Genomic DNA, 26,986 nt, shown 5'->3' on the forward strand with positions numbered 1-26,986 from the left:
CTGTGAGACCGGAAAGGGTGGCTTCTTTCATGCACCCTAGTCTCACACGACTAGGGTATTTTTATGCAGGTATTGTTATAAAAATACAAAAGTGGTAACATAAAAATCAGAAAGATGAGGGATGACGATGAGCCATTTGTTAACGATGAGTGAATTATCGGAAGTAGAAATTTCAGAAATTCTAAAAGACGCAGAAGATTTCGCGAATGGGAAAGAGAGCAAAACGACAGAGCAAACATTTGTTGCGAACTTGTTCTTTGAGAATAGTACGAGGACGAGATTTAGCTTTGAAGTTGCTGAGAAGAGATTAGGGCTTGAAGTATTAGACTTTTCCGCAGATGCATCTAGCGTACAAAAAGGAGAAACTTTATACGATACGATAAGAACACTAGAATCAATCGGAACAAAAGCGGTAGTCATCCGCCATGAGCAAGATCGTTACTTCGATGAATTAAAAGATCAGGTGAATATTCCAATCTTGAACGCTGGAGATGGATGTGGAAATCATCCAACGCAATGTCTACTCGATCTTCTAACAATTAAACAAGAGTTTGGAAGATTTGAAGGTTTGAAGATTGCAATAGTTGGGGATGTTCGGCATAGCCGAGTAGCACGTTCTAATGCAGAAGCATTAACGAAACTGGGCGCGACAATTTACTTTGCAAGCCCAGAAGAGTGGAAAGATGAAGAGAACACATTTGGAACGTACAAGAGTTTAGATGAACTTGTTCCAGAAGTGGATGTGATGATGTTACTTCGTGTACAACATGAGCGTCATGACCATTATGAAACAGACATTATGAAAGAATATCACGAGCAACATGGGTTAACAGTTGAAAGAGAAAAACGTATGAAAGAAGGAAGCATTATTATGCATCCAGCCCCTGTAAACCGTGATGTTGAAATTGCAAGTGAACTTGTCGAGTGTGAACGCTCACGCATATTCAAGCAAATGGAAAACGGGGTCTACGTAAGAATGGCTGTACTAAAACGCGCATTACCAAATGTATTAGGAGGAATGAAACATGAATTATTTGTTTAAAAACGGTCGTTATATGAATGAAGAAGGAACAATTGTAGCAACAGATCTTCTCGTACAAGACGGTAAAATTGCGAAGGTAGCAGAAAATATTACGGCAGATAATGCTGAAGTAATCGATGTAAATGGAAAGTTAATCGCACCTGGATTAGTAGATGTACACGTTCATCTTCGTGAACCAGGTGGTGAACATAAAGAAACAATTGAAACAGGAACACTTGCAGCAGCAAAAGGTGGATTTACTACAATTTGCGCAATGCCAAACACACGCCCAGTACCAGATTGTAAAGAACATATGGAAGACCTGCAAAAGCGTATTAAAGAAAAAGCACATGTAAATGTATTACCATATGGAGCAATTACAGTACGCCAAGCGGGTTCTGAAATGACCGATTTTGAAACGTTAAAAGAACTTGGAGCGTTTGCTTTCACTGATGATGGCGTAGGCGTGCAAGATGCAAGCATGATGTTAGCGGCTATGAAGCGTGCATCAAAATTAAATATGGCAGTAGTTGCACACTGTGAAGAGAATACTCTTATTAATAAAGGTTGTGTACATGAAGGGAAGTTTTCTGAGAAACACGGATTAAACGGTATCCCATCAGTATGTGAATCTGTACATATTGCAAGGGATATACTGCTTGCTGAAGCGGCAAATTGTCACTACCACGTATGTCACGTAAGTACGAAAGGATCTGTACGTGTAATCCGTGACGCGAAACGTGCTGGAATTAAGGTGACAGCAGAAGTAACACCTCATCACTTAGTGTTATGTGAAGATGATATCCCATCAGCTGATCCTAACTTTAAAATGAACCCACCGCTTCGTGGAAAAGAAGATCACGCAGCACTAATTGAAGGTTTATTAGATGGAACAATCGATATGATCGCAACTGATCATGCACCGCATACAGCGGAAGAGAAAGCACAAGGAATTGAAAGAGCACCATTCGGAATTACTGGTTTTGAAACAGCATTCCCGCTTCTATACACAAACCTTGTGAAAAAAGGAATTATTACATTAGAGCAGTTAATTCAATTCTTAACAGAAAAGCCAGCTGATACATTCGGCTTAGAAGCAGGTCGCCTGAAAGAAGGTAGAACAGCTGATATTACAATCATTGATTTAGAACAAGAAGAAGAGATTGATCCAACAACATTCTTATCAAAAGGAAAAAATACACCATTCGCAGGTTGGAAATGCCAAGGATGGCCGGTAATGACAATCGTTGGTGGTAAGATCGCATGGCAAAAGGAGAGTGCATTAGTATGAAAAGACAACTTATCTTAGAAGATGGAACAGTATTAATTGGAAAAGGTTTCGGAGGAGAAATTGAAAAGTCAGGTGAGGTTGTATTCACAACAGGAATGACTGGATATCAAGAAACATTATCTGATCCATCATATTGCGGTCAAATCGTAACGTTTACGTACCCATTAATCGGAAACTACGGCATCAACCGTGACGATTTTGAATCGATTCACCCATCTGTAAATGGTTTAATCGTAAATGAAATTTGTGATCACCCATCAAACTTCCGTAATGAAATTTCGTTAAATGATTACTTAAAAGAAAGAAACATCCCAGGATTAGAGGGAATTGATACGAGAAAATTAACAAGAAAAATTCGTCAATATGGAACTTTACGCGGACGTCTTTGCAATATGGATGTGGATGTAGAGGACATCGTTAGCCAATTGAAAGCAACTGTCTTTACAGATCATGTGAAACGCGTATCAACAAAAGATCCATACCCAAGTCCAGGCCGTGGACATCGCGTTGTACTTGTAGACTTCGGAATGAAACATGGTATTTTACGAGAATTAAATAAGCGTGATTGTGATGTAATTGTTGTACCTTACAATACAACAGCAGAAGAAATTTTACGTCTTAGCCCAGATGGAATTATGTTAAGTAATGGACCTGGGGACCCGAAAGATGTACCAGAAGCAATTGAAATGTTAAAAGACATTATTGGTAAAGTTCCTTTATTCGGGATTTGCTTAGGACATCAATTGTTCGCCCTAGCATCTGGTGCGAATACTAGTAAGTTAAAATTCGGTCACCGTGGTTTAAATCATCCAGTAAAAAATCTTGCAACTGGAAAAGTGGCAATTACATCTCAAAACCATGGTTACGCAGTAGAAGAAGAATCAGTTGGAAATACAGAACTGGAAATTACACATGTTGCTTTAAATGATGGAACAGTAGAAGGTCTTCGTCATACGAAGTTCCCCGCATTTACAGTGCAATACCATCCAGAAGCTTCTGCAGGACCAGAAGATGCAAATGATTTATTCGAAGATTTCTTAGCAATGATTGAAAACTTCAAGAAAGAAGGGGAAGAGTTATGCCAAAACGCCTAGACATTAACACAATTTTAGTAATCGGATCAGGACCAATTGTAATTGGGCAAGCAGCAGAGTTTGATTATTCTGGAACACAAGCTTGTCAATCTCTTAGAGAAGAAGGTTACAAAGTAATCCTTGTTAACTCTAACCCAGCAACAATTATGACAGATACTGCAACAGCAGATAAAGTATATATAGAACCATTAACATTAGAATTCGTAAGCCGTATTATTCGTAAAGAACGCCCAGATGCACTCTTACCAACATTAGGTGGTCAAACAGGCCTAAACATGGCGGTTGAACTTGCGAAATCAGGCATACTTGAAGAGTGCGGAGTTGAAATTTTAGGAACAAAATTATCAGCAATCGAGCAAGCCGAGGATCGTGATTTATTCCGTACATTAATGCAGGAATTAAATGAACCAATTCCATCTAGTACGATTATTCATACGCTGGAAGAAGCACATGAATTTGTAAAAGAAATTGGTTATCCAGTTATTGTTCGCCCAGCATTTACAATGGGGGGAACAGGTGGCGGAATCTGTAATAATGAAGAAGAACTAATTGAAATCGTATCAGGTGGATTAAAACATAGTCCAGTAACACAATGTTTATTAGAAAAGAGTATTGCTGGTTGTAAGGAAATTGAATATGAAGTAATGCGCGATTCGAATGATAACGCGATTGTAGTATGTAACATGGAAAATATCGATCCGGTTGGGGTTCACACAGGTGATTCTATCGTTGTAGCACCGAGCCAAACATTAAGTGACCGTGAGTATCAAATGTTACGAAACACTTCATTAAGAATTATTCGTGCATTAGGAATTGAAGGTGGATGTAACGTTCAGCTTGCACTTGATCCACATAGCTTCCAATACTATGTAATCGAAGTAAACCCGCGTGTGAGTCGTTCGTCTGCACTAGCATCTAAAGCAACTGGATATCCAATTGCAAAGCTAGCGGCGAAAATTGCAGTCGGTTTAACATTAGATGAAATTATAAACCCAGTAACACAAAAAACATACGCTTGCTTCGAGCCAGCATTAGACTATGTTGTTTCAAAAATTCCACGTTGGCCATTTGATAAGTTTGAATCAGCAAACAGAACACTTGGTACACAAATGAAGGCAACTGGTGAAGTTATGTCAATTGGACGTAACTTAGAACAATCATTATTAAAAGCGATCCGTTCTTTAGAGCTTGGCGTTTATCACCTAGAGTTAGACCACTTAAAAGAGCTTGATAAAGAAACGATGAAAAAGCGTATTATAAAAGCTGATGACGAGCGTCTGTTCGTTGTAGCAGAAGCGATCCGTCAAGGTGTAACGAAAGAAGAAATCAACGAATGGTGTGAAATGGACTTCTTCTTCTTACAAAAAGTTGAAAATATCGTAAACATGGAACGCGAAGTAAAAGCGAATGTAGGAAATATGGAAGTGTTACAATCTGCAAAAGAAATGGGCTTCAGTGACCATTACATCGCCAATGCTTGGAACAAAACAGAGCGTGAAATTTACGATATGCGTAAAGAAAGCAATATGACTCCTGTTTATAAGATGGTAGATACTTGTGCGGCAGAGTTTGAATCTGCAACACCATACTACTACAGCACATATGGTGACGAGAATGAATCGATTGTAACAGATCGTAAGAGTGTAGTTGTACTAGGATCTGGTCCAATCCGTATTGGTCAAGGTGTTGAGTTTGATTATGCAACAGTTCACTCTGTATGGGCAATAAAAGAAGCTGGGTATGAGGCAATCATTGTTAATAACAACCCAGAAACAGTTTCAACAGACTTCAGTATTTCTGACAAATTATACTTTGAACCATTAACAATCGAAGATGTAATGCACATTATCGATTTAGAAAAGCCAGAAGGTGTTATCGTCCAATTTGGTGGACAAACGGCAATTAACTTAGCGGCTAAATTAGAAGCACACGGTGTGAAAATCTTAGGAACATCACTTGAAGATTTAGACCGTGCAGAAGATCGTGATAAGTTTGAAGCAGCTTTAACAAAGCTTGGTATCCCGCAACCAGTTGGTAAAACAGCAACGACTGTAGAGCAAGCAGTAGCGATCGCTGACAAAATTGGTTACCCAGTATTAGTAAGACCATCTTACGTACTAGGTGGACGTGCGATGGAAATCGTATATCGTCAAGAAGAATTACTGCACTACATGAAAAATGCGGTTAAAGTTCACGCAGATCACCCAGTATTAATCGACCGTTATATGGTTGGTAAAGAAATTGAAGTAGATGCAATTTCAGACGGTGAGAATGTATTCATTCCAGGTATTATGGAACATATCGAACGCGCTGGAGTTCACTCTGGGGATTCAATTGGAGTATATCCACCACAGAGCTTATCTGAAAAACTAAAAGAACAAATTATTGAACATACAATTGGGCTTGGAAAAGGTTTAAACATTGTTGGATTACTAAACATTCAGTTTGTAGTATTCAAAGATGAAGTGTATGTAATTGAAGTAAATCCACGTGCGAGCCGTACAGTACCATTCTTAAGTAAAATTACAGGCGTACCGATGGCAAATATCGCAACGAAAGTTATTTTAGGTCAAAACCTTGTAGAACAAGGATATGGAACTGGCTATCACCCAGAAGAGAAGGAAGTGTATGTAAAAGCACCGGTATTCTCATTTGCGAAACTACGCTCAGTTGATACAACATTAGGGCCTGAAATGAAATCAACAGGGGAAGTAATGGGTAAAGATTTAACGCTTGAAAAAGCATTATATAAAGGACTTGTTGCTTCAGGAATTAACATTCCAACGCACGGATCAGTAATCATCACTGTAGCGGATAAAGATAAAGAAGAAGCGCTGGAAATTGCAAAACGCTTCCATGAAATCGGCTATAACTTATTAGCAACAGCAGGAACAGCACAATCGCTAACAGAACAAAACATTCCGGTGCAAGTTGTAAACAAAATTGATTCTGAAGACTACAACTTACTTGATATTATTCGTCAAGGGAAAGCACAGTTTGTAATCAATACATTAACAAAAGGCAAACAACCAGCGCGTGATGGTTTCCGCATTCGCCGTGAATCAGTAGAAAATGGTGTGGCTTGCTTAACATCACTTGATACAACGAGAGCAATCTTGGGAGTATTAGAATCTATGACATTCTCAGCTCATTCAATGAAAGAAATTACGCAAACGAAGCGTCACGAGGTGGTACATGCATGATGCAAAAGCAAAATATGATCGTCGTTAACCAAAAAGAAATCGCAAAAAACATTTACGAATTAGTGCTTCAAGGGGATTTAGTGCAGCAAATGAACGATCCAGGGCAGTTTGTACACATTAAGGTAGCAGAGGGCATTACGCCCCTTCTGCGCCGCCCAATTAGTATTTGTAATGTCGATCAAGACAAGAACGAATTTACAATGCTATATCGTGCGGAAGGACAAGGGACAAAAACATTAGCGAAAAGAAAACAAGGTGAACTTGTAGATGTGTTAGGACCACTTGGTCATGGATTTCCTGTAGAAGAAGCGGAATCTGGACAAACGGCTCTATTAGTTGGTGGAGGAATTGGTGTACCACCACTATATGAATTGTCACAGCGTCTTGTAGCAAAAGGAGTACGCGTTATTCACATCTTAGGTTTCCAAACGAAAGATGTTGTCTTCTATGAAGAGAAATTCGCAGAACTTGGTGATACGTATGTTGCAACTGTTGATGGTACACATGGTACAAAAGGGTTTGTAACAGATGTAATCGATAGCTATGGAATTGACTTTGACATTCTCTACTCATGTGGACCTTTAGCGATGCTTCGTGCATTAGAAGGACGCTATAAGGAGAGAAAAGCCTACATTTCATTAGAAGAACGTATGGGCTGTGGTATCGGAGCATGTTTCGCATGTGTATGCCATTTGCAAGCAGATCCGAGTGGACATTCTTACAAGAAGGTGTGTAGCGACGGACCAGTATTTCCAATCGGGGAGGTTGTACTATGAACAGATTGCAAGTTGAATTACCAGGGTTATCATTAAAAAATCCAATCATCCCAGCATCTGGTTGTTTCGGATTTGGTCGTGAGTATGCACAGTTCTATGATTTAAGTGTACTTGGATCAATTATGATTAAAGCGACAACAGAACAACCTCGTTATGGAAACCCAACGCCTCGTGTTGCTGAAACACCAGGCGGAATGCTAAATGCAATCGGGCTTCAAAATCCTGGATTAGAAAAGGTAATGAATTCTGAATTACCTTTTCTCGAGCAATTTGATCTTCCGATTATTGCAAACGTTGCGGGTTCACAAGCTGAGGATTACGTAGCGGTTGCGAAGGCGATTTCAAAGGCACCTAATGTTCATGCGCTAGAATTAAATATTTCTTGTCCAAACGTAAAAACGGGTGGTATCGCTTTTGGTACAAATCCTGAAATTGCTGCTGATTTAACGAAGCGAGTAAAAGAGGTTTCTGAAGTACCGGTATATGTGAAATTGTCACCGAACGTGGCAAACATTGTGGAAATTGCAAAAGCAATTGAAAATGCGGGTGCGGACGGTTTAACGATGATTAATACATTGCTTGGTATGCGTCTAGATTTAAAAACTGCAAAACCAATTTTAGCAAACCGTACGGGCGGACTATCAGGGCCTGCGATTAAGCCAGTAGCAATTCGTATGGTACATGAAGTAAGTCAAGCGGTTAACATTCCGATCATCGGAATGGGTGGTATTGAAACAGCGGAAGATGTAATTGAATTCTTCTATGCTGGCGCAAGCGCGGTTGCAGTTGGAACGGCGAACTTTATCGATCCGTTCGTATGTCCAACAATTATTGAAGAGTTACCCGCATTACTAGATGAATTAGGATTTGATCACATTTCGGAATGTCAAGGAAGGAGCTGGAAGCAAACATGTCACAGTCGCTAATCGTTGCACTGGATTTTCCAGGTAAGAAAGAGGTAGAACAATTCTTACGTCACTTTGAAGGGGAAGAGTTATTTGTCAAAGTTGGTATGGAGTTGTTTTACAAAGAGGGTCCTGCAATTATTACGTACTTAAAAGAAAAAGGACATAAAATCTTTCTAGATTTAAAACTTCATGATATTCCGAATACAGTAAAAAGCGCTATGCGTAGCCTAGCTAGTCTAGATGTAGATATGGTAAATGTTCATGCTGCTGGGGGAAGCAGTATGATGAAAGCTGCGATTGAGGGATTAGAGGAAGGTAAGCAAGAAGGAAAAGAGAGACCGATTTGTATTGCCGTTACACAATTAACAAGTACTTCGGAAGCTATGATGAAAAAAGAGATTGGCATTGAGAAAACGTTAGAAGAAGCGGTTGCTCATTATGCAAAATTAACGAAAGAAAGTGGACTTGATGGCGTTGTTTGTTCAACACTTGAAGTACCAAAATTACGTGAAGTATGCGGAAATGAATTTGTAACAGTAACACCGGGGATTCGTCTTGCAAGCGATGATGTAAATGACCAAGTGCGCGTAGCAACACCGAAACGTGCGAGGGAACTTGGTTCAAGCTACATCGTAGTAGGACGTAGTATTACAAAAGCAGAAAATCCGCTTGAAGCGTATAAAACAGTAAAACAACAGTGGGAAGGTGTAACAGTATGAAAAAAGAAATCGCATCGCATTTATTAGAAATTGGAGCAGTATTTTTACAACCGAATGACCCATTTACTTGGTCTTCTGGTATAAAATCACCAATTTATTGTGATAATCGTTTAACTTTATCTTATCCAAAAGTACGCCAAGCGATTGCAGCTGGATTAGAAGAGTTAATTAAAGAGCACTTCCCAACTGTAGAAGTTATTGCAGGAACAGCAACTGCTGGTATTGCACACGCTGCATGGGTAAGCGATCGTATGGATTTACCAATGTGCTACGTGCGTAGTAAAGCAAAAGGTCACGGTAAAGGGAACCAAATCGAAGGAAAAGCTGAAAAAGGTCAAAAAGTAGTAGTAGTAGAAGACTTAATTTCAACTGGCGGTAGTGCAATTACATGTGTAGAAGCACTTCGCGAAGCTGGCTGTGAAGTATTAGGAATCGTATCAATCTTCACATACGAGCTTGAGTCAGGAAAAGAGAAACTAGAAGCAGCAAACGTAGCATCATATTCTTTAAGTGATTACAGTGCATTAACTGAAGTTGCAGCAGAAAAAGGTATGATCGGACAAGCTGAAACGAAAAAATTACAAGAGTGGCGTAAAAATCCAGCTAATGAAGCTTGGATCACAGCGTAACACGAAAAAAGACGATCGCGGGGGAACGCGGTCGTCTTTTTTATATAATTGTTAAAATTTCATGTAAAGAATAGATAGTAGGAACATCACACTTGAGTTGCAAGTTATCCCGATTTAACCATATCCCTTGCATTCCAGCTGCTGTACTACTAATTGCATCTGTTTCTAATCGATCGCCAATATAATAGCAATTTTTCATTTCAAGATTCGATTGTAATACAGTTCTTTGAAAAATTTCAGGGTCTGGTTTCGATATACCAATTTCACTAGAAGTAAATATGTATTTGAAATATTGTAGAATGTTTAGAGCAGTTAATTTTTCGACTTGTTGATCATAGTCACCATTGCTAATGATACCTAATGAGTGCCCTCCTTGCTGCAAGGTCTGTAATGTATAGTGTACATCTTCAAACGCGGCCCAGTTGTTCTTATATAGTTCTATATATTGATTGAATTTGTGCTGAGATTCCCCGGGTGATAAGTTTACTCCATATGTTTTAAATAAATGATACATTCGCATCCCTTGTTGTTCTTGAAAAGATAATTCTTTGGATAAAAATTTGTTGAAATATTGTTCGGATAATTCATGCCATAGTTTCGTGGCCTCTAATTCATTACCTGAAAAAATAGTATTATATATTTGAAAGAAATCTATAATACCATTTCTTTCAGCAGTCTCATAATCAAGTAAAGTTCCATCGACATCAAAGAAAATCATATTACAATCTCCTCGCTAATAACTATTTAGCGTTTTCTACAACTTCATATCCTCTTACAAACAATAGAGTCATATAAGAAATAATAAATGAGAAGATGCTATACATGCCAACCCAAAAGAAAAACTTTGGAGGGAAGGCGATAGCACCTACTATTAAAAAACTAGCAAACGTTACAATTGGCATTACATAGTACGTTCTCGTTCTACGTGTTCCAATAACAGAAACGATAAAGATAAGTAATGGACAAATTAATAAGACAAAAATCAATTCATTCATAGTTATGTCCCCTTTTCTAATTGAAGTAATCTGTTTCTCGTAAACGTTTTGAAATAAATACTCTCTTAATATAATTTCGCTACGTAATAAATAAACCCTTTTGAAGGTTAGTATGTTTCAATATTTAACCTAAAAAGGCGTAAGCAAGTATTATCTTGCTTACGTTACAGGATAAACATCGCAACGATCGTGGTGACGATTAAGCCAATCACAACTGGTAAAAAGTTTCGGCGTGCAAGTTCAAACGGATCTACTTTGCATATGGCAGCGGCAGGAATAAGCGCCCAAGGAATTAAAGTGCCACCGCCGGTCCAGATTGCTGCAATTTGCCCGAGTGCTGTTAATGTAGCTGTTCCATGCCCAAGTGCTGTTCCGAAAAGGTTTGCAATCGAACCAGCAAGTGATATACCGGAAAATCCAGATCCATCTAAGCCTGTTATGACACCAACGATAGTTAATGTTCCCGCCGATACATATTGGTTTAAAGGAACAGTTTGAGATAAGGCGATTCCTAAGTCGTTAATGATTCCATGTGAACCTTTCGGTAAATAGTCCCCGATAATTTTCACAAAGCCGCTATCTCCTAAATAAAAGAGTGCAGCAATTGGGATAACTGGACCAAAGATTTTAAATCCAAATTGGAGCCCTTCTATAAAATAATCGGTCGTTTTATTCAGTCCATTACCTTTGTAGGCGATGAGAGAAATGATGATAATCATAATAACAGTCGTCCCGCCGATAAGTGCAGTGGCGTCGCTTCCTTGTAGTTTAAATTGAATCATGCAAAGAATATCTATGGCATATACGATCGGAATACCAATAGCGAGCCATTTTTTTGTCCGAGAAGATAATGAAGTGAGCGTTTTAGAAGACTCAGTTGATGGAATAGATTCTTGTATAGATAAGCCTGTATGAAATTCTTTTCGTAAGAAGAAAAATGCGACGGAAGTTGTCACAATACCCATAACGATAACGAGGGGAACACTGGCTGAAACAACGCTGGAAACAGGAAGACCAGCAGCGTCTGCAGTTAATTTCGGTGCACCTTGAATTACGAAGTCACCAGATAAGGCGATGCCGTGTCCGAATAAGTTCATAGCGATTGCGACTCCAATTGGCGGAAGGCCGACGCGTACAGCGACTGGTAATAAAATGGCCCCCATTAAGGCGACAGCTGGAGAAGGCCAAAAGAAAAAGGAAATTGTCATCATTAAAAGACCGATAATCCAGTAGGCATGTGCAGGTGTCCGAATCATCTTTGTAAATGGTGAAATCATCGTATCATTTATGCCGGTATGAACGAGTAGATTGCTCATTGATACGATAATGGAGATGATTAATATAGTTGGTAATAGCTCAGTAATGGCGTAAATGAAACTTTGAAAAATACCGCTAATAGCAAGAGGGATAGAACTTGTAGCGGTTAATGCTAATAAAAAGATAAAAACGATACAAATGATCGTCGTATCTTTTCTAAAAATAAAAAAGGTAATAATAGTGAGTAAACAAAGAACATAGAGAGCATGTAAAAGCGTTAATTCAACTCCCATAACATTCACATCCTTTAGGCATTCGTGTAGTTCATTGTATGGAAGCAGTGAAAGTATGTGAGTATAGGACAAAGAAAAAAAGTGAAATTTCATGTACTGTAATGGTAAGAACAATAAATGGATGTTACAATACAATTAATCCTAAAAATGGAATTAAAGGAGGGCTTATGCGCAAAGAAATTGGATTTTGGGGATTCGTTATATCTTGTAGTCTATTAATCATTTTAAACCTGTTTACAAACAATGAATGGATCAGTATCATACCTGTTTTCGGATTTGTATTTATCCTTTTATATAACTGGGATGATATGAAACAATATAGTAAGAAAAGTATCGGAATTATGATAGGTATCATTGTTGTTTGCTCATTTTTCGTAGGATTTATTTTAATAGAAGGGCAGAAGCAAATGGAGAAAATGTCTATTTTTCAACAATGGATGTCGTCTGCAAAAGGTCTTTATATTGTAATTGTAGTAGTTATTTTTCTGAAATTTGTTATAAGCATAGCGAGTTACATATTAGAGGAGAAGTAGAATGGGGGAGTACGAATGAGAGAGAAAATAGGATATTATGGTGTGCTAGGTTGTTTACTATTATCAGTTATTTCGGGGCAATTTCTTAAAAGTGAATGGGTACCAGTAATATTATGTATAGGAGTATTGATTTTTGCTCCCTTGTACCGCTGGAAAGAGTGGAAAACGTATAGTCGGAAAAAGAAAATTATTTATAGTATTGAGTTTGTCATAATAATTAGTACGATTCCGTTCTTGCTAATAAAAGGTTATGAACAAATGAATGACATAGCAATTTTTCAAGGGTGGTTACTTGTTGCAAAATGGTTATACTTAATATTCACTTTAATAGCGGTAGCAGTGATTGCTAAAAAAGTAAACGAAAAGTTATTCGTTAATGAATAAAAGAAAATGCCACCTTATTCGGTGGCATTTTCTTACTTTACTGAATGAGCTTTTTGCATCTTTTTAATTAAACGAATTTGTCCGCGATGGTTGATCTCATCTTCAAATACGTGAAACCATTTAAAGTAGTTATTTGCTGGTTTGTCATGCCAAAAGTCGGTCGTTTTAAATAGCCATTCGTCAGGTAAAGACTGAAATGTTTCGATCGTTTTAGAGCGCACTTCTTGTAACGTATTTATGTAAAATTCTATTGAGTTGCCTTTTATTTTCTCACGTCCAAGATTTCCTAACTCAACAGCAGGTAACCAACGTTCTAATTCAGCATCTGTTGGTTCACGATCTTCAAAAGTATGAATTTGGTAGTAAAATTCAATAGCAGCCATATGGTACAAAAGCATACCAATTGAATTTGCTTCATCATCATATAAATAATCAAGTTCTTCAATTGTTAAGCCTTCGACAGCCTGCATTGTTGTATAGCGAGCGTAATTCATCATGGAAACAAGTTTTGAAAACTCAACTTGTAAACCATCTACCTTATCGATTACAAAGTTCAATTAAAATTCCCCCTCTTTAAACAATTACTCCAGAGAAGGAATTCTATGTGTAAAGAAAAAACTCCTGTTAAAAAGTTCATGATTTTTAACAGGGAATGACAATTAGTTCCCGATTTGCCTTTGTAATAACCTCATAGCCCTCTTTTGTGATGACAATATCATCTTCAATTCTACACCCGCCCCAGTTTGGTATATAAATACCGGGTTCAACTGTAACAACCATACCTTCTTCTAAAGTAGCCTTACTTTCTTGGGATAGACGGAGAGGTTCATGAATTTCTAATCCAAGCCCATGACCAGTAGAGTGGCCGAAATATTGACCGTATCCATGTTCTGTAATGTAATCTCTCGTTATATCATCGATACTTTTCGCAGTTTCTCCAGGTTTAATGGCTGCAGTTCCACGCTTTAATGCTTCTAATACAACATTATATATTTTTTTGAATTCTTCCGATGGTTCGCCAATCGCTACAGTACGTGTTAAATCGGAACAATACCCGTTATAAAGTGCACCGAAATCTAAGGTAACGATATCGCCGTGCTCGATTATTTTATTCGATGCAACGCCATGAGGAAGTGAAGAGCGAACGCCAGAAGCTACAATAATTTGAAATGATGAGGATGTAGCCCCTTTCTTTCGCATGAAAAATTCTAATTCATCTCGGACATCAGTCTCACTTATTCCTGGCTTTAGAAACGTAAGGATGTGGTGAAATGATTCGTCAGCAATATTAGCCGCAATTTTCATTGTTTCTATTTCAGGTGTGTCTTTAATAATGCGAATATCTTCGATGATTTCGCACACTTGCACCATTTCCGCATGTATGTATTTTTGTAAGTTTTTATATTGTTGTAATGTCATGTTATTTTCTTCAATTCCAAGTTTTTGAATGTTTAATTTCGATACTTGATTTGCGATTTCTTTTTCTAGATTTCCTTTATGCATAATAATTTCAGCTTCTTTTATTTGTGATTTCGCTTGATCTACATAGCGAAAATCAGTTATAAAAACCGCTTTATCCGCAGAGATTAAGACGACGCCAGCGCTGCCTGTAAAGCCTGTTGCATATTGGCGATTTTCTTTTTTAGTAATAAGTAATCCGTCAATTTCATATTTTTGTAGTTGATTTTGGATTTTATTAATTCTTAAATTCATGTTAATTTCCCCCTTTTCACAGTATTGAATAAAGCAAATAGCGTGCCAAAAGATAACTTTAGAGAAAGGATAGTGGGGAATATATATATAAGGGAAGGTAAAGTAAAGTTCTGTCCGCTATTTGTGGGAAGGACTATTTGAAAACTACGGATTGCTTCAAAATATTAGTGAGCAAATGAAAAGAACATCGAATCGTTTTTTTTACACACTGTAAAAATTTTTATACAAATACGAGAAAATAATGTCAAATTTTTTTGGAATATCGAAGTTAGGAAAGAAAAGGATAAGCGATGTTTAGAGTGTATATTTGAAAATAACATTACATTTATTGTTTATTTTAATATAAAAATTAATGTATAAATAAAAAATTATTGATACAATAGGTAATTGTTGGGTTTCTCTCGAAGATAGGGATACGTAACGAATAAATAGGATTAAGGAATGTGAGTATATGAAAAAATTAAGTAAAGTAATGTCATTTTGCTTGGTAGTTAGTATGTTTGTTCTAGCAGGTTGTGAAAAAAGTGAAAACAAAGTTCAAGTAAATGAAAAGATTGAACAGCTTGATGAAGCGCCAGAAGTGACAGGAAAAGAAGCGAAAAAGATTGTACGAAAGAGCGTAGATAGGATAGCAAACGCTTTTAGTGAGATGGAAAAAGAAAATGGATGGAGCCGAAATAATCCTGGAGATATGGAGACAGCGAAAAAAGGAGTTAAGGGATTAGTTACAGATAAGTTTGTAGAAAATCAGCTTCCTAAGTCGCTTGACACATTTAATAGGTCTAGAGAGACGGATATGTTGCCATTCCCAATTCATATTGAGCCAGACGTGAGAATAACTTGTTCACAGAAAAATGATGTTTTAAAGATTGAGACACTTATCCTTGCAAATGATATGGGGAATGAAGCGGAGACGTGGGAATTTGTTTTAGTTTATACTGATGGAAAATGGTTAATGGATAAATGGTCATCAAATACGCCAGTAGATTTAAAGTTAACTAAAGAAGAAGCTAACGAAATTCTTAGAGTTCAAGGTTTCAAGAATGTCTCTTTCGTTAGAGAAGAGAATAGTGGAAATAAGAAATATATTTTTAAAGAAAGTAACGGAGTAGTTGCTGTGGATGCCCAAACATCTGTTATTACTCACAATGTAGATGATGAAGAGCAAGAAAAGGTAACGAAACAAGATTTTATTCAAGAGCAAGAAACAGCTAAGGGAAATGATTCCAGTACGTATACTAGTTCAAAAGAAGAGAAGCAGCCAAAAAAAGAATCTTCTTCAGTATTAGGTAAAACTAAGGCTCTAAATGAGTTAGTTGCTCTAGAAAACGAAGAAAAACATACAAATGTTATGTCAACAAATGACATAGTAAATGAAATAGAAGGAAATTATCAACTATGGGATAATAAACTAAATGAAATTTACAGTACATTAAAAAATACGATGTCAGCTGATGCATTTCAGTCATTAAAAACAAAACAGATTGCATGGGTTAAAGAAAAAGAAAGTAAAGTTACAGCGATTGGTACAGATCCAAATAATGGAACGATGAGACGCATAGAGGCTTCGGAAGAGAAATATAAGATGACAAAAGAAAGATGTTACGAATTAGTTAATGGATATATGAACTAAATTAAAGAATGCGTTGCTAGCAAGCAACGCATTTTTAAGTATTTACGCTTTTAATTTCATTACTGTATCAGCATCTGGTGTTACATATAATGTTTGTTGATTGTCATATGTAACAAATCCAAGTTTTGCACCGCTCGGTTTTTTGACATGGCGTACCTTTGTGAAATCTACAGGAACAGAACTAGAATCTTTTGCTTTACTGTAATAAGCAGCGATTTTAGCGGCCTCGTGTAAAGTCTCTTCCGTAGGTTCAAGAGAACGAATGACAACGTGGGACCCAGGTATGTCTTTCGTATGTAACCAAATTTCATCACGACGGGAGAATTTCGTTGTTAAATAATCATTTTGCTTATTGTTTTTACCGACGAAAATTTCTGTTCCATCACTAGCTAAATATTTGTCCAATACCGGTTTTGTCGGTTTTTTCTTTGTGTTGTTCTTCTTACGATTACGTACATAACCTTCTTCGGCCAGTTCTTCACGAATCTCTTCAATATCTTTTGAAGAAGCAACCTCCATTTGTTGAAGTAAGCTATCAAAATAAAGAATTTCTTCATTTGTTTTTTCGATTTGTTCTTCTACAACAACAACTGAATTTTTTGCTTTTTGATATTTTTGGAAATAGCGTTGTGCATTGTCGGATGGTGTTCTTAAAGGATCTAATGTGATTTTTACAGTCCCACCATTTTCGTCGTAATAGTTAACGACTTCTATCTCTTTATCACCTTTTTTCAAAGCGTACATATTGGCTGTAAGTAGCTCTCCAAATAGTTGGTATTTATCTGCTTTTCCGGCATCTTGTAATGTTTTTTCTAGTTTAATTAGCTTCTTTTCGTTTTTTGTTTTTTCATTTTGCATAAAGCGTTCTAAATCGTGAGCTTGTTGTTTTACACGATCGCGCTCTGCTTTACCAAAGAAGAAACGATCTAATAATTCACTAACAGATGAAAATGTTTTTTCGTTTCCTTGTAAGTGAGAAAGAGGGAATAGGTAAAAGAACTCTTTTCCATTTGCTGTTATCATTGCTGGCACGTACTGATGTGTTAGCAAAGGTTTTTGCAAGCTGAAGAAAGCTTCAGATAATGCTTTTTCATTTGCCATACCTGCTTTTTTTACAACTTCTTTTGCAAATAATGGGGAAATTCCCATGAATGCTCCGACAAGTTGTTTGTCCATGTTGCCAGATAAAAAGTCTAGCGGTTTAATAAAATCATCTTCTGTTTCGATAAGAAGCGGATTAACTTTATGTTGTGCCGGTGGGGCAACATATTCAGCTCCAGCATATACAGTACGATGTCGGTTTACCGCTAAAGAAACGTGTTTTAAGCTATCTAAAATAACATTTGTTTTCGTATCTACTAAGATAATATTACTGTGTCGTCCCATTATTTCGATTACTAATGTTTTTACTGATTCGTCACCGATTTCATTGCGACTGCGGACTGTAATTTGAATAATACGTTCTAAGTCAATTTGTTCAATTTTTTCAATAAATCCACCTTCTAAATGTTTGCGAAGAAGCATACAAAACATCGGCGGTAGCGCTGGTGAATTGTAGTTTTGATTTGTTAAGTGCATACGCGCATATGTAGGGTGAGATGAAAGAATTAGCTTTTGGTTTTTTCCGTTTGCTCGAATATGTAATAAAACTTCATATTTTGAGGGTTGATATATTTTTGAAATTCTTCCTGTTTGAAGAGAATTTGCAATTTCATGTGTAATTGCTCTTGTAAATAATCCATCGAATGCCATGAATGAACACTCCTTTCTAACTAAAAGTTAATTATAGCATTTTTTTGGACGAGGCTGAATAAGCTTTCATTAGAGTATGTCTGGAATCAGGAGGTCGATGGCAGGATGAACTGGTATGAAATGCGAGCACATGAAGTGGAGGAAAGAACGAATACGAATGTGGAGGTAGGTCTTACAGAGCAAGAAGCAGAGGGCCGATTAAAGAAATTTGGTACAAATGAATTGCAAGAAGCAAAGCGGCCTTCTGCGCTTATGGTGTTTTTAGCGCAATTTAAAGATTTTATGGTACTTGTTTTATTTGGTGCTACAATTATTTCAGCTTTTTTAGGAGAGTATATTGATTCGATTGCAATTGTTGCAATTGTTATTATTAATGGTGTCCTCGGTTTCTTTCAAGAGAGGAAAGCTGAAAAATCGTTGGAAGCTTTAAAAGAATTGGCAGCTCCTCAAGTTACTGTACTAAGAAATGGGAAGTGGATAAAAGCGCCGTCAAAGGCGCTTGTACTAGGTGATATTATTAAATTTTCTAGTGGTGACCGTATTGGCGCGGATGTTCGCCTTGTGGAATCTTCAAGTTTATATATTGAAGAATCGGCTCTTACAGGAGAGTCATTGCCTGTACAAAAGAAGGTAGAGGCGTTACAAGGTCAAGATGTTTCAATTGGTGATCAAAAAAACATGGCATTTATGGGGACGATGATAACGAGAGGTGCTGGAACAGGGGTAGTCGTAGCAACTGGAATGAATACAGCTATGGGGCAAATTGCAAATATGTTGCAAAATGCTGAGCAAATGGAAACGCCATTACAAAGAAGATTAGAACAGCTTGGAAAAATTTTAATTATTGTTGCTCTTATTTTGACGGCTCTTGTTGTACTAGCTGGTGTATATCAAGGGAATGAAGTGTATCACATGTTTTTGGCTGGGGTTTCGCTTGCTGTTGCAGCTATTCCAGAAGGATTGCCAGCTATCGTTACGGTTGCGCTATCACTTGGCGTACAGCGTATGATTAAAAAGAGGGCAATTGTGCGAAAGTTGCCAGCTGTAGAAACGTTAGGCTGTGCTTCTGTTATTTGCTCAGATAAAACAGGAACAATGACACAAAATAAAATGATGGTAACACATATGTGGTCAGGCGGAGAATTGTGGAAAGTAACAGGTCAAGGCTATGAGCCAACAGGTTCGTTTATGAAAGGTGAAGCAGTAATTGACCCTACTAAGACGAAATCACTGTATCAACTACTTACATTTGGCTGTTTATGTAATAATGCGAATGTTATTCAAAAGAAAAAGACGTATGTGTTAGATGGAGATCCAACAGAGGGAGCTCTCGTTGCTGCTGCAATGAAGGCGGGAATATCACGTGAAGCTCTTAAAGGAAAGTTTGAAGTCATTCGTGAATTTCCTTTTGATTCAACTAGAAAAATGATGAGCGTTATCGTTCGTGATCGTGAAGGCAAAAAATTTGTTATTACAAAAGGAGCACCAGATGTTCTTTTGCAGATGAGTCAAACAATTTTGTGGGGAAATAAGCAACAGCCTTTAAGTGAAATGTATCGAAAAGAAGTGCAGGCAGCGATTCATAGTTTAGGAAGTCAAGCTTTACGAACGATTGCAGTGGCATTTAAACCGTTAAAAGCTACAGATTCAATTGAACATGAAAGAGAAGTCGAGCAGGATTTTATGCTTGTTGGAATACAAGGAATGATAGATCCGCCAAGACTAGAAGTGGCGCAAGCGGTGAAAGAGTGTAAGGAAGCTGGTATTAGAACGGTAATGATTACGGGAGATCATAAAGTGACGGCAATGGCAATTGCGGAACAGCTAGGGGTTTTACCGGCGGGTGGACGCGTTGTTGAAGGTGTAGAACTTGCGAATATGGATGTAGAGGCATTAGAAGATATTGTAGAAGATACGTATGTATTCGCTCGTGTGTCTCCTGAGCATAAATTGAAAATCGTTAAGGCGCTACAAAATAAGGGACATATAGTAGCTATGACAGGTGATGGAGTGAACGATGCTCCAGCTATTAAAACAGCTGATATAGGGATTGCGATGGGAATTACAGGGACAGATGTTGCAAAAGAAGCTTCGTCACTTGTGTTGTTAGATGATAACTTTGCTACGATTAAATCGGCGATTAAAGAAGGTAGAAACATATATGAAAATATTCGGAAGTTTGTTCGGTATTTGTTAGCATCTAACGTTGGTGAAATTTTAGTTATGTTATTTGCGATGTTACTTGCACTGCCATTGCCGATGGTTCCAATTCAAATTTTATGGGTGAACTTAGTTACTGACGGTTTACCAGCGATGGCATTAGGTTTGGATAAGGCTGAAGGAGATGTGATGAAGAGAACACCACGCCATCCGAAAGAAGGGGTGTTTGCTAGAGGGCTTGCGTGGAAAATTATAAGTCGTGGTTTTCTAATCGGAGCAGTGACATTAGTAGCGTTTATTATTGCATTTAACCAGCATCCGAATGAATTGAAGTATGCACAAACGGTAGCCTTCGCAACATTAGTACTGGCTCAGCTTATTCATGTATTTGATTGTCGTAGTGAACATTCTATATTTCACCGCAACCCGTTTGGAAATATATATTTAGTAGGGGCGGTTATTATTTCTTTACTGTTAATGCTTGTAGTTATATATTATCCACCATTACAGCCGATTTTTAGCACAATGCCGATACAAGCACGAGATTGGTTGTTAATTGGAGGATTATCATCTATTCCGACCTTCTTATTAGTAGGATCCTTATTAACAAGAAAAAAGGAGAAAAAGAAAAAGCCGCTGTTATATAAGAAGGGATTAAACTTGAAATAGTCAATGATATGAAAATATGATATAATTTACAGAAGGTAGTAGAGCCTTGTCTCTATTGCCTTTTTCATTGAGTTATTTCATGGCTTGGATGTGATAAAGATGATTTGTAGTATGACAGGATTTGGAAGATCGAAGGTAGAAAACGATACTTTTCAAATAACAGTAGAAATGAAGTCAGTGAACCATCGTTTTTTAGAAATGAGTATTCGGCTTCCGAAGCAAATGATGGCGTTTGAAGACAAGATTCGTAAAATAATTGCAAAGCAAGTTCGCCGTGGACGTATTGAAGTGTCTATTAGTATAACAGGTGAAGGGCTTGTTGAAAGAAAATTAACTGTGAATTGGGAACTTCTCAAGCAGTACCAATCCATTATGGAAGATATAAAAGGGAAATTTCAATTACAAGATTCTATTACACTCGGGCAACTAATGGGAATGCCAGAAGTAACGGCAGTTGAAGAAATAGAAAATGTAAATGAACAATTTGAAACCGGTTTATATGAAGCTGTTCGCCAAGCTGCTCATATGTTGAAAACGATGAGAGATGGCGAAGGAGAACGATTACATAAAGATATAGCATATCGTTTGCAAGAGATTCATAATTGTGTAAATGCAATTATTCCACATGCACCAATTGTTACACAAAAATATCGTGAACGATTAGAAAATCGCTTAAAGGAATTACATAATCAAGATTTAGATGAACAACGATTGTTGACAGAAGTAGCAATATTTGCAGAGCGTTCAGATATTCACGAAGAATTAGTTCGATTACAAAGTCATTTAGATCAATTTCGTGAAGCACTGCAAATTACAGAGCCTGTTGGAAGGAAAATGGACTTCATCGTGCAAGAGATGCATAGGGAAGTTAATACGATAGGTTCTAAGGCAAATGACTTAACAATTTCAAAATATGTCGTAGAAATGAAAAATAACCTTGAAAAAATTCGTGAACAAGTACAGAATATTGAGTAGCTTTCAAAAAATATATAAAGTTATACGTGGTGGAGAAATCGGATAGACTTACTAGGAGGCGCAAACTATGGCCATGCGGTTTTTAAATATTGGATACGGAAATATTGTATCTGCTCATCGAATTATTGCTATTGTAAGTCCGGAGTCAGCTCCTATTAAACGGACAGTACAGGAAGCGCGTGAACATAATGCTTTGCTTGATGCTACGTATGGGAGAAAAACAAGGGCGGTTATTGTTATGGATGATGGGCATGTAGTATTAAGTCCAATTCAGCCAGAGACGATTGCACATCGTTTGAATAATAAAGAAGATTTAAGTGAGGAAGGGTAGGTTTTACATATTTATGAGAAGTAGAAGAGGATTGCTCATCGTTCTTTCGGGACCTTCTGGTGTCGGGAAAGGAACGGTTCGAAAAGAGCTGTTTAGCCATGAAGACACACGTTTTCAGTACTCTATTTCAGTAACGACACGTAAACCGCGTGAAGGTGAAGTAGATGGTGTGGATTATTTCTTTAAAGAGAGAGAAGAATTTGAAGAAATGATTCGTAATGAAAAGTTACTTGAATGGGCTGAGTTCGTTGGTAATTATTACGGAACACCGATTGATTATGTTGAAAAAACGTTACAAGAAGGAAAAGATGTGTTCTTAGAAATTGAAGTGCAAGGAGCAATTCAAGTTAAGAAAGCCTTCCCAGCAGGTGTATTTATTTTCTTAGCACCTCCAAGTTTATCTGAACTAAAGAACCGAATTGTCGGCCGTGGTACAGAAACTGAAGATGTTATTGAAAATCGTTTAACTGTAGCGAAAGAAGAAATCGAAATGATGGACGCTTATGACTATGTTGTAGAAAACGATCAAGTTGAATTAGCTTGCGACCGAATTAAAGCAATTGTGGTTGGTGAACATTGCCGCCGCGAAAGAGTGGCAAAATACTATAAAGAAATGACGGAGGGTCTATAATTATGTTAAATCCATCAATTGACTCATTATTAACAAAAATCGATTCTAAATATACACTTGTAACAGTAGCTGCAAAGCGTGCACGTGAAATGCAAATTGCTGACAATTGTGTTATTGAAAAGCCTGTTTCTTATAAATGTGTAGGTAAAGCATTAGAAGAAATCGATTTAGAAGTATTAAAATATGTACCAAGCGATGACACAATAATTGATTAAGACATTCTTTTCGACAAATTAAAACATAGACTTTATAATTTTCTATGTAACGGTAACAACCTATTTACAAGTAGGTTGTTATTTTTTTATGATAGGGAAGAAATAATCGTAAAAAGGTGGAACAACATATTGGTACTGACGAGCTGAAAATTCTATTTCAGTAGAATAAGTTTGAAAAAGAAAGAGGACGAGTCATATGCTAAAAGGGAAAAAGATACTTCTATGTGTAACAGGAGGCATTGCAGTTTTTAAAGCAGCTGCGTTAACGAGTAAATTGACACAAGCGGGTGCTACTGTAAAAGTAATGATGAGTGAAGCGGCAATGAAGTTTGTTACACCTCTTACATTTCAAGCGCTTTCTCGCCACGATGTATATACGGATACGTTTGATGAAAAAGACTCAGCAGTTATCGCTCACATTGATTTAGCGGATTGGGCAGATGTTGTACTTGTGGCACCTGCTACAGCGAATTGCATTGGAAAGTTAGCTGGCGGTATTGCTGATGATATGATTACAACTACTTTGTTAGCTACTACAGCTCCAGTTTGGATTGCACCTGCTATGAATGTGCATATGTATGAAAATAAAATTGTTCAAAAAAATATGATGACGTTAAAAGCGTTAGGATATACATTTATTGAGCCTGGCGAAGGCTTTTTAGCATGTGGTTATGTAGCTAAGGGAAGACTGGAAGAACCTGAAGTGATTATTAGAAGGTTAGAAGAGGTTTTCTCAGAACAAAAACCATTGCAAGGAAAGAGAATATTAATAACGGCTGGCCCGACACGTGAAAAGATTGACCCAGTCCGTTTTATGACGAATTTTTCTTCTGGAAAGATGGGGTATGCGATCGCAGAAGTTGCAGCAAGCTTAGGTGCTGATGTCATACTTGTTTCAGGACCGACAGCATTAGAGTCACCATTACATGTCACAACAATACAAGTAGAATCTGCACAAGATATGTTAGAGGCAGTCCTTCAGCATTATCAGAGTGTGGATGTTGTTATCAAAACAGCGGCAGTTGCAGATTATCGCCCAAAATATGTTCACGATAATAAAATGAAAAAGCAAAATGGCGATGCTGTAATTGAATTAGAAAGAACAGTGGATATTTTAAAAACGTTAGGTGAGAAGAAGGACCGACAGTTACTTATCGGTTTTGCAGCTGAAACGACAAACATAGAGGAATACGCAACGAGAAAATTACGTGAGAAAAATGCAAATATGATTGTTGCGAATGACGTGAAAGCGCAAGGAGCTGGGTTTGGTACGGATACAAATATTGTGACAATGTATAGAAAAGATGGAGAAATCATTGAGCTGCCACTTTTAACGAAAAAAGAAGTGGCTCGTGAAATATTAAAGCAAATAGAAATGATGTTAGAAGATGATTATGTATGAAGTTTGCAAGTGTAATTGTTGATGTACCTGCACGTCAAACAGATCGACCGTTTGATTATATTATCCCTAAAAAATGGGAAGATATCGTGCAAACAGGAATGCGTGTAGTAGTCCCATTCGGTCCGAGGAAATTGCAAGGTTTTATTATTGGCATAAAGGATTCGGTTGAACTAGAAAGTAAAAAGTTAAAAGCGTTGTATGAAATATTAGATGTCACTCCTGTTTTAAATGATGAATTATTAAAACTTGGGTATTGGCTTACAAGTGAAACGTTATGTTATATGATTTCAGCTTTTCAGGTGATGCTTCCGACGGCGATCAAAGCAACATATAAAAAGCGTCTGCAACTTCGTAACCGAGAAGAAGTAGCACCAGAAATTCTTTCTTTATTTCAAGGGAAGGAAACGATAGATTGGGAAGCTATCGAAGCACAGCCGCACCTATATCGCACTATTCAACAAGAAATTAAAAATGGTACGACTGAAGTGGTTTATCAAGTAAAGGATAAAGTGCAGAAGAAGAAACAAAGAGTAGTTCAACCGGAGTTGCCGGCAGATAAATTGGAATTAGCAGCATTTGAACTGAAAAGTAAAAAACAACAAGATGTACTCTATTATTTTGTAGAAAACTACAAAAGTGTACCGTTAAAAAATTTAACAGAAGAATTACAAATAACAGATGCTCCAATAAAAGCACTTGTTAAAAAGGGTCTAATCTCAGAAAAGTATGTAGAGGTATACCGGAGTCCGTATGACGATGATGATTTTGAACAAACGAAACCATTTCCGCTTACTGAGGAACAAAAACAAGTAATTACACCGATTTTGTCATCAATTACAAATGAAACTTACAATCCATTTTTACTATATGGTGTTACAGGAAGTGGTAAGACTGAAGTGTATTTACAATCTATAGCAGCGGTGCTCGAGAAAGGAAAAGAAGCAATTGTGCTTGTTCCTGAAATTGCGCTAACGCCCCAGATGGTAGATCGCTTTAAAGGTAGGTTCGGTTCGCAAGTTGCAGTTCTTCACAGTGCGCTTTCTGTTGGCGAGAAATATGATGAATGGCGAAAGATATTAAGAAAAGAAGTGAAAGTTGTAGTTGGTGCGCGTTCAGCTATTTTTGCTCCATTCGAAAATTTAGGAATCATTATTATTGATGAAGAGCATGAATCAAGTTATAAGCAAGAGGATAACCCAAAGTATCATGCAAGAGATGTAGCAGTGTGGAGAGGACAATACCATAAGTGTCCAATCGTTCTCGGAAGTGCAACGCCGACACTTGAATCGTTTGCTAGAGCGAAAAAAGGTGTCTATGGGTTGCTTACAATGGAAAAACGTATGAACAAACAAGCTTTGCCGACTGTAGAAATTGTTGATATGCGTGAAGAGCTTCGTGATGGAAATCGCTCAATGTTTTCAAAGGCACTGCATGAAAAAATAGCAGATCGATTAGAAAAGAAAGAACAAATGGTTCTCTTTTTAAATAGAAGGGGTCATTCTACGTTTGTGATGTGCCGTGATTGTGGGTATGTCGTACAATGTCCGCATTGTGATATTTCGTTGACATATCACAAAATGAACCATCGTTTAAAATGTCATTATTGTAGTCATGAGGAAAATATGCCAACGGAGTGTCCTGCTTGTAATAGTACGTATATTCGTTTCTTTGGTACAGGGACGCAAAAGGTTGAAGAAGAAATCACAAAACTATTCCCTGAGGCGCGGGTCATTCGAATGGATGTGGATACAACAAGCCGTAAAGGAATGCATGAAAAATTATTAAAGGCGTTTGGTGAAGAGAAAGCAGATATATTACTTGGAACACAAATGATTGCAAAAGGGCTTGATTTTCCGAAGGTGACGCTTGTTGGGGTTTTAACGGCGGATACGATGCTTCATCTACCTGATTTTCGGGCGAGTGAAAAGACGTATCAGCTATTGACACAAGTGAGTGGACGTGCAGGAAGACATGAATTGCCAGGGGAAGTTGTAATTCAAACGTATACGCCGGAACATTACAGTGTAGAATTAGCAAAGAATCAACAATATGATGTATTTTATGAGCACGAAATGCAAATGAGGCAAATGAGACAATATCCGCCATATTACTACGTTGTACTTGTAACTGTATCTCATCCGGAATTATTAAAGGCAGTCCAAGTGACGGAAAAAATTGTCGGTCATTTACGAACGCATTGTTCAAGGCAAACGATGGTGTTAGGGCCGGTTGCTTCAGCAATTCCAAGGATAAAAGATAGATATCGTTACCAATGCATGATAAAATACAAACGGGAACCAAACTTAAAGAACGTGCTCAAAATGGTAAATGAACATTATCAAGCAGAAATGCAAAAAGAGCTACAAATCTCAATTGATTTTAATCCAACAATGTTAATGTAG

The 26,986-nt window shown here is 37.4% G+C and carries 24 protein-coding genes; 18 read left to right on the forward strand and 6 right to left on the reverse strand.

Translation table 11 applies throughout. The features are described from left to right. Positions 1–127 precede the first annotated feature (127 nt). From pyrB to pyrE, 8 genes are read left to right on the forward strand one after another with little or no spacing between them, the layout of a single operon-like run. Complete coding sequence (pyrB, locus tag MR155_RS03285; protein WP_033707132.1) at positions 128–1,042, forward strand: aspartate carbamoyltransferase; 915 nt, start codon at positions 128–130, stop codon at positions 1,040–1,042. Beyond that, positions 1,026–2,312: a dihydroorotase gene (gene pyrC / locus MR155_RS03290; protein WP_219303432.1), complete on the forward strand. Its 1,287-nt coding sequence runs from the start codon at positions 1,026–1,028 to the stop codon at positions 2,310–2,312. The genes pyrB and pyrC overlap by 17 nt, the downstream gene beginning before the upstream one ends. Next, positions 2,309–3,406, forward strand: coding sequence for a carbamoyl phosphate synthase small subunit (locus MR155_RS03295; RefSeq protein ID WP_242307888.1), 1,098 nt, complete (start codon positions 2,309–2,311; stop codon positions 3,404–3,406). The genes pyrC and MR155_RS03295 overlap by 4 nt, the downstream gene beginning before the upstream one ends. Then, positions 3,391–6,609: a carbamoyl-phosphate synthase large subunit gene (carB, locus tag MR155_RS03300; RefSeq protein ID WP_219303430.1), complete on the forward strand. Its 3,219-nt coding sequence runs from the start codon at positions 3,391–3,393 to the stop codon at positions 6,607–6,609. Before MR155_RS03295 ends, carB begins: the two co-directional genes overlap by 16 nt. Then, entirely contained in the window at positions 6,606–7,385 is a 780-nt protein-coding gene (pyrK, locus tag MR155_RS03305; RefSeq protein ID WP_002088239.1) for a dihydroorotate oxidase B electron transfer subunit, read from the forward strand. The genes carB and pyrK overlap by 4 nt, the downstream gene beginning before the upstream one ends. Beyond that, positions 7,382–8,311 carry a dihydroorotate oxidase B catalytic subunit gene (gene pyrD, locus MR155_RS03310; RefSeq protein ID WP_002088238.1) on the forward strand — a complete coding sequence of 310 codons (930 nt, stop codon included), beginning with the start codon at positions 7,382–7,384 and terminating at the stop codon, positions 8,309–8,311. Before pyrK ends, pyrD begins: the two co-directional genes overlap by 4 nt. Next, positions 8,296–9,012, forward strand: a complete 717-nt coding sequence (gene pyrF / locus MR155_RS03315) for an orotidine-5'-phosphate decarboxylase (RefSeq protein ID WP_219303429.1) — start codon at positions 8,296–8,298, stop codon at positions 9,010–9,012. Before pyrD ends, pyrF begins: the two co-directional genes overlap by 16 nt. Further along, entirely contained in the window at positions 9,009–9,641 is a 633-nt protein-coding gene (gene pyrE, locus MR155_RS03320; protein ID WP_002137968.1) for an orotate phosphoribosyltransferase, read from the forward strand. Before pyrF ends, pyrE begins: the two co-directional genes overlap by 4 nt. A gap of 40 nt (positions 9,642–9,681) precedes the next feature. On the opposite strand, the gene MR155_RS03325 is transcribed toward pyrE, so the two are convergent. The 3 genes from MR155_RS03325 to MR155_RS03335 all read right to left on the reverse strand — a co-directional run bounded on the left by MR155_RS03325 (position 9,682) and on the right by MR155_RS03335 (position 12,186). Beyond that, positions 9,682–10,359: an HAD family hydrolase gene (locus tag MR155_RS03325; RefSeq protein ID WP_242307890.1), complete on the reverse strand. Its 678-nt coding sequence runs from the start codon at positions 10,357–10,359 to the stop codon at positions 9,682–9,684. Positions 10,360–10,381: 22 nt separating this feature from the next. Further along, positions 10,382–10,636, reverse strand: a complete 255-nt coding sequence (locus MR155_RS03330) for a YbeF family protein (RefSeq protein ID WP_242307894.1) — start codon at positions 10,634–10,636, stop codon at positions 10,382–10,384. A 164-nt stretch (positions 10,637–10,800) separates the two neighbouring features. Then, entirely contained in the window at positions 10,801–12,186 is a 1,386-nt protein-coding gene (locus MR155_RS03335) for a hypothetical protein (RefSeq protein ID WP_242307897.1), read from the reverse strand. 101 nt (positions 12,187–12,287) lie between these two features. Between MR155_RS03335 and MR155_RS03340 the strand changes: the two genes are divergently transcribed. Then, positions 12,288–12,719 carry a YoqO family protein gene (locus tag MR155_RS03340; protein WP_242308272.1) on the forward strand — a complete coding sequence of 144 codons (432 nt, stop codon included), beginning with the start codon at positions 12,288–12,290 and terminating at the stop codon, positions 12,717–12,719. A gap of 15 nt (positions 12,720–12,734) precedes the next feature. Next, positions 12,735–13,103, forward strand: a complete 369-nt coding sequence (locus MR155_RS03345; RefSeq protein WP_242307900.1) for a YoqO family protein — start codon at positions 12,735–12,737, stop codon at positions 13,101–13,103. 32 nt (positions 13,104–13,135) lie between these two features. Here MR155_RS03345 and MR155_RS03350 read toward each other — a convergent pair whose 3' ends face one another. After that, positions 13,136–13,660, reverse strand: a complete 525-nt coding sequence (locus tag MR155_RS03350; protein WP_002066772.1) for a DinB family protein — start codon at positions 13,658–13,660, stop codon at positions 13,136–13,138. Between the two features lie 85 nt (positions 13,661–13,745). Beyond that, a complete protein-coding gene (locus MR155_RS03355) occupies positions 13,746–14,816 on the reverse strand; it encodes a M24 family metallopeptidase (RefSeq protein WP_242307902.1) in 1,071 nt (356 codons plus the stop codon). Between the two features lie 451 nt (positions 14,817–15,267). Between MR155_RS03355 and MR155_RS03360 the strand changes: the two genes are divergently transcribed. After that, positions 15,268–16,449, forward strand: coding sequence for a lysozyme inhibitor LprI family protein (locus MR155_RS03360; protein WP_078206262.1), 1,182 nt, complete (start codon positions 15,268–15,270; stop codon positions 16,447–16,449). 42 nt (positions 16,450–16,491) lie between these two features. On the opposite strand, the gene MR155_RS03365 is transcribed toward MR155_RS03360, so the two are convergent. Then, positions 16,492–18,201 (reverse strand): Rqc2 family fibronectin-binding protein, encoded by a 1,710-nt coding sequence (locus tag MR155_RS03365; protein WP_242307904.1) that lies wholly within the window; start codon positions 18,199–18,201, stop codon positions 16,492–16,494. Between the two features lie 105 nt (positions 18,202–18,306). Here MR155_RS03365 and MR155_RS03370 point away from each other — a divergent pair, with 105 nt between their 5' ends. The 7 genes from MR155_RS03370 to priA all read left to right on the forward strand — a co-directional run bounded on the left by MR155_RS03370 (position 18,307) and on the right by priA (position 26,986). Next, positions 18,307–21,030 (forward strand): calcium-translocating P-type ATPase, SERCA-type, encoded by a 2,724-nt coding sequence (locus MR155_RS03370; protein WP_242307917.1) that lies wholly within the window; start codon positions 18,307–18,309, stop codon positions 21,028–21,030. Between the two features lie 99 nt (positions 21,031–21,129). Beyond that, entirely contained in the window at positions 21,130–22,005 is an 876-nt protein-coding gene (locus MR155_RS03375) for a YicC/YloC family endoribonuclease (RefSeq protein ID WP_002088227.1), read from the forward strand. A 67-nt stretch (positions 22,006–22,072) separates the two neighbouring features. Beyond that, on the forward strand, positions 22,073–22,336 hold the full coding sequence (gene remA / locus MR155_RS03380; protein ID WP_001251456.1) for an extracellular matrix/biofilm regulator RemA: 264 nt from the start codon (positions 22,073–22,075) through the stop codon (positions 22,334–22,336). A gap of 13 nt (positions 22,337–22,349) precedes the next feature. Beyond that, on the forward strand, positions 22,350–22,967 hold the full coding sequence (gmk, locus tag MR155_RS03385; RefSeq protein ID WP_002014492.1) for a guanylate kinase: 618 nt from the start codon (positions 22,350–22,352) through the stop codon (positions 22,965–22,967). A 2-nt stretch (positions 22,968–22,969) separates the two neighbouring features. Further along, positions 22,970–23,182 carry a DNA-directed RNA polymerase subunit omega gene (gene rpoZ / locus MR155_RS03390; protein ID WP_002014493.1) on the forward strand — a complete coding sequence of 71 codons (213 nt, stop codon included), beginning with the start codon at positions 22,970–22,972 and terminating at the stop codon, positions 23,180–23,182. Between the two features lie 196 nt (positions 23,183–23,378). Next, positions 23,379–24,584 carry a bifunctional phosphopantothenoylcysteine decarboxylase/phosphopantothenate--cysteine ligase CoaBC gene (gene coaBC, locus MR155_RS03395; RefSeq protein ID WP_242307954.1) on the forward strand — a complete coding sequence of 402 codons (1,206 nt, stop codon included), beginning with the start codon at positions 23,379–23,381 and terminating at the stop codon, positions 24,582–24,584. After that, entirely contained in the window at positions 24,581–26,986 is a 2,406-nt protein-coding gene (priA, locus tag MR155_RS03400) for a primosomal protein N' (RefSeq protein WP_002137952.1), read from the forward strand. Before coaBC ends, priA begins: the two co-directional genes overlap by 4 nt.

Origin of the sequence: Bacillus cereus group sp. BfR-BA-01331 (genome assembly GCF_022663915.1) — a bacterium.
GTDB lineage: Bacteria > Bacillota > Bacilli > Bacillales > Bacillaceae_G > Bacillus_A > Bacillus_A mycoides.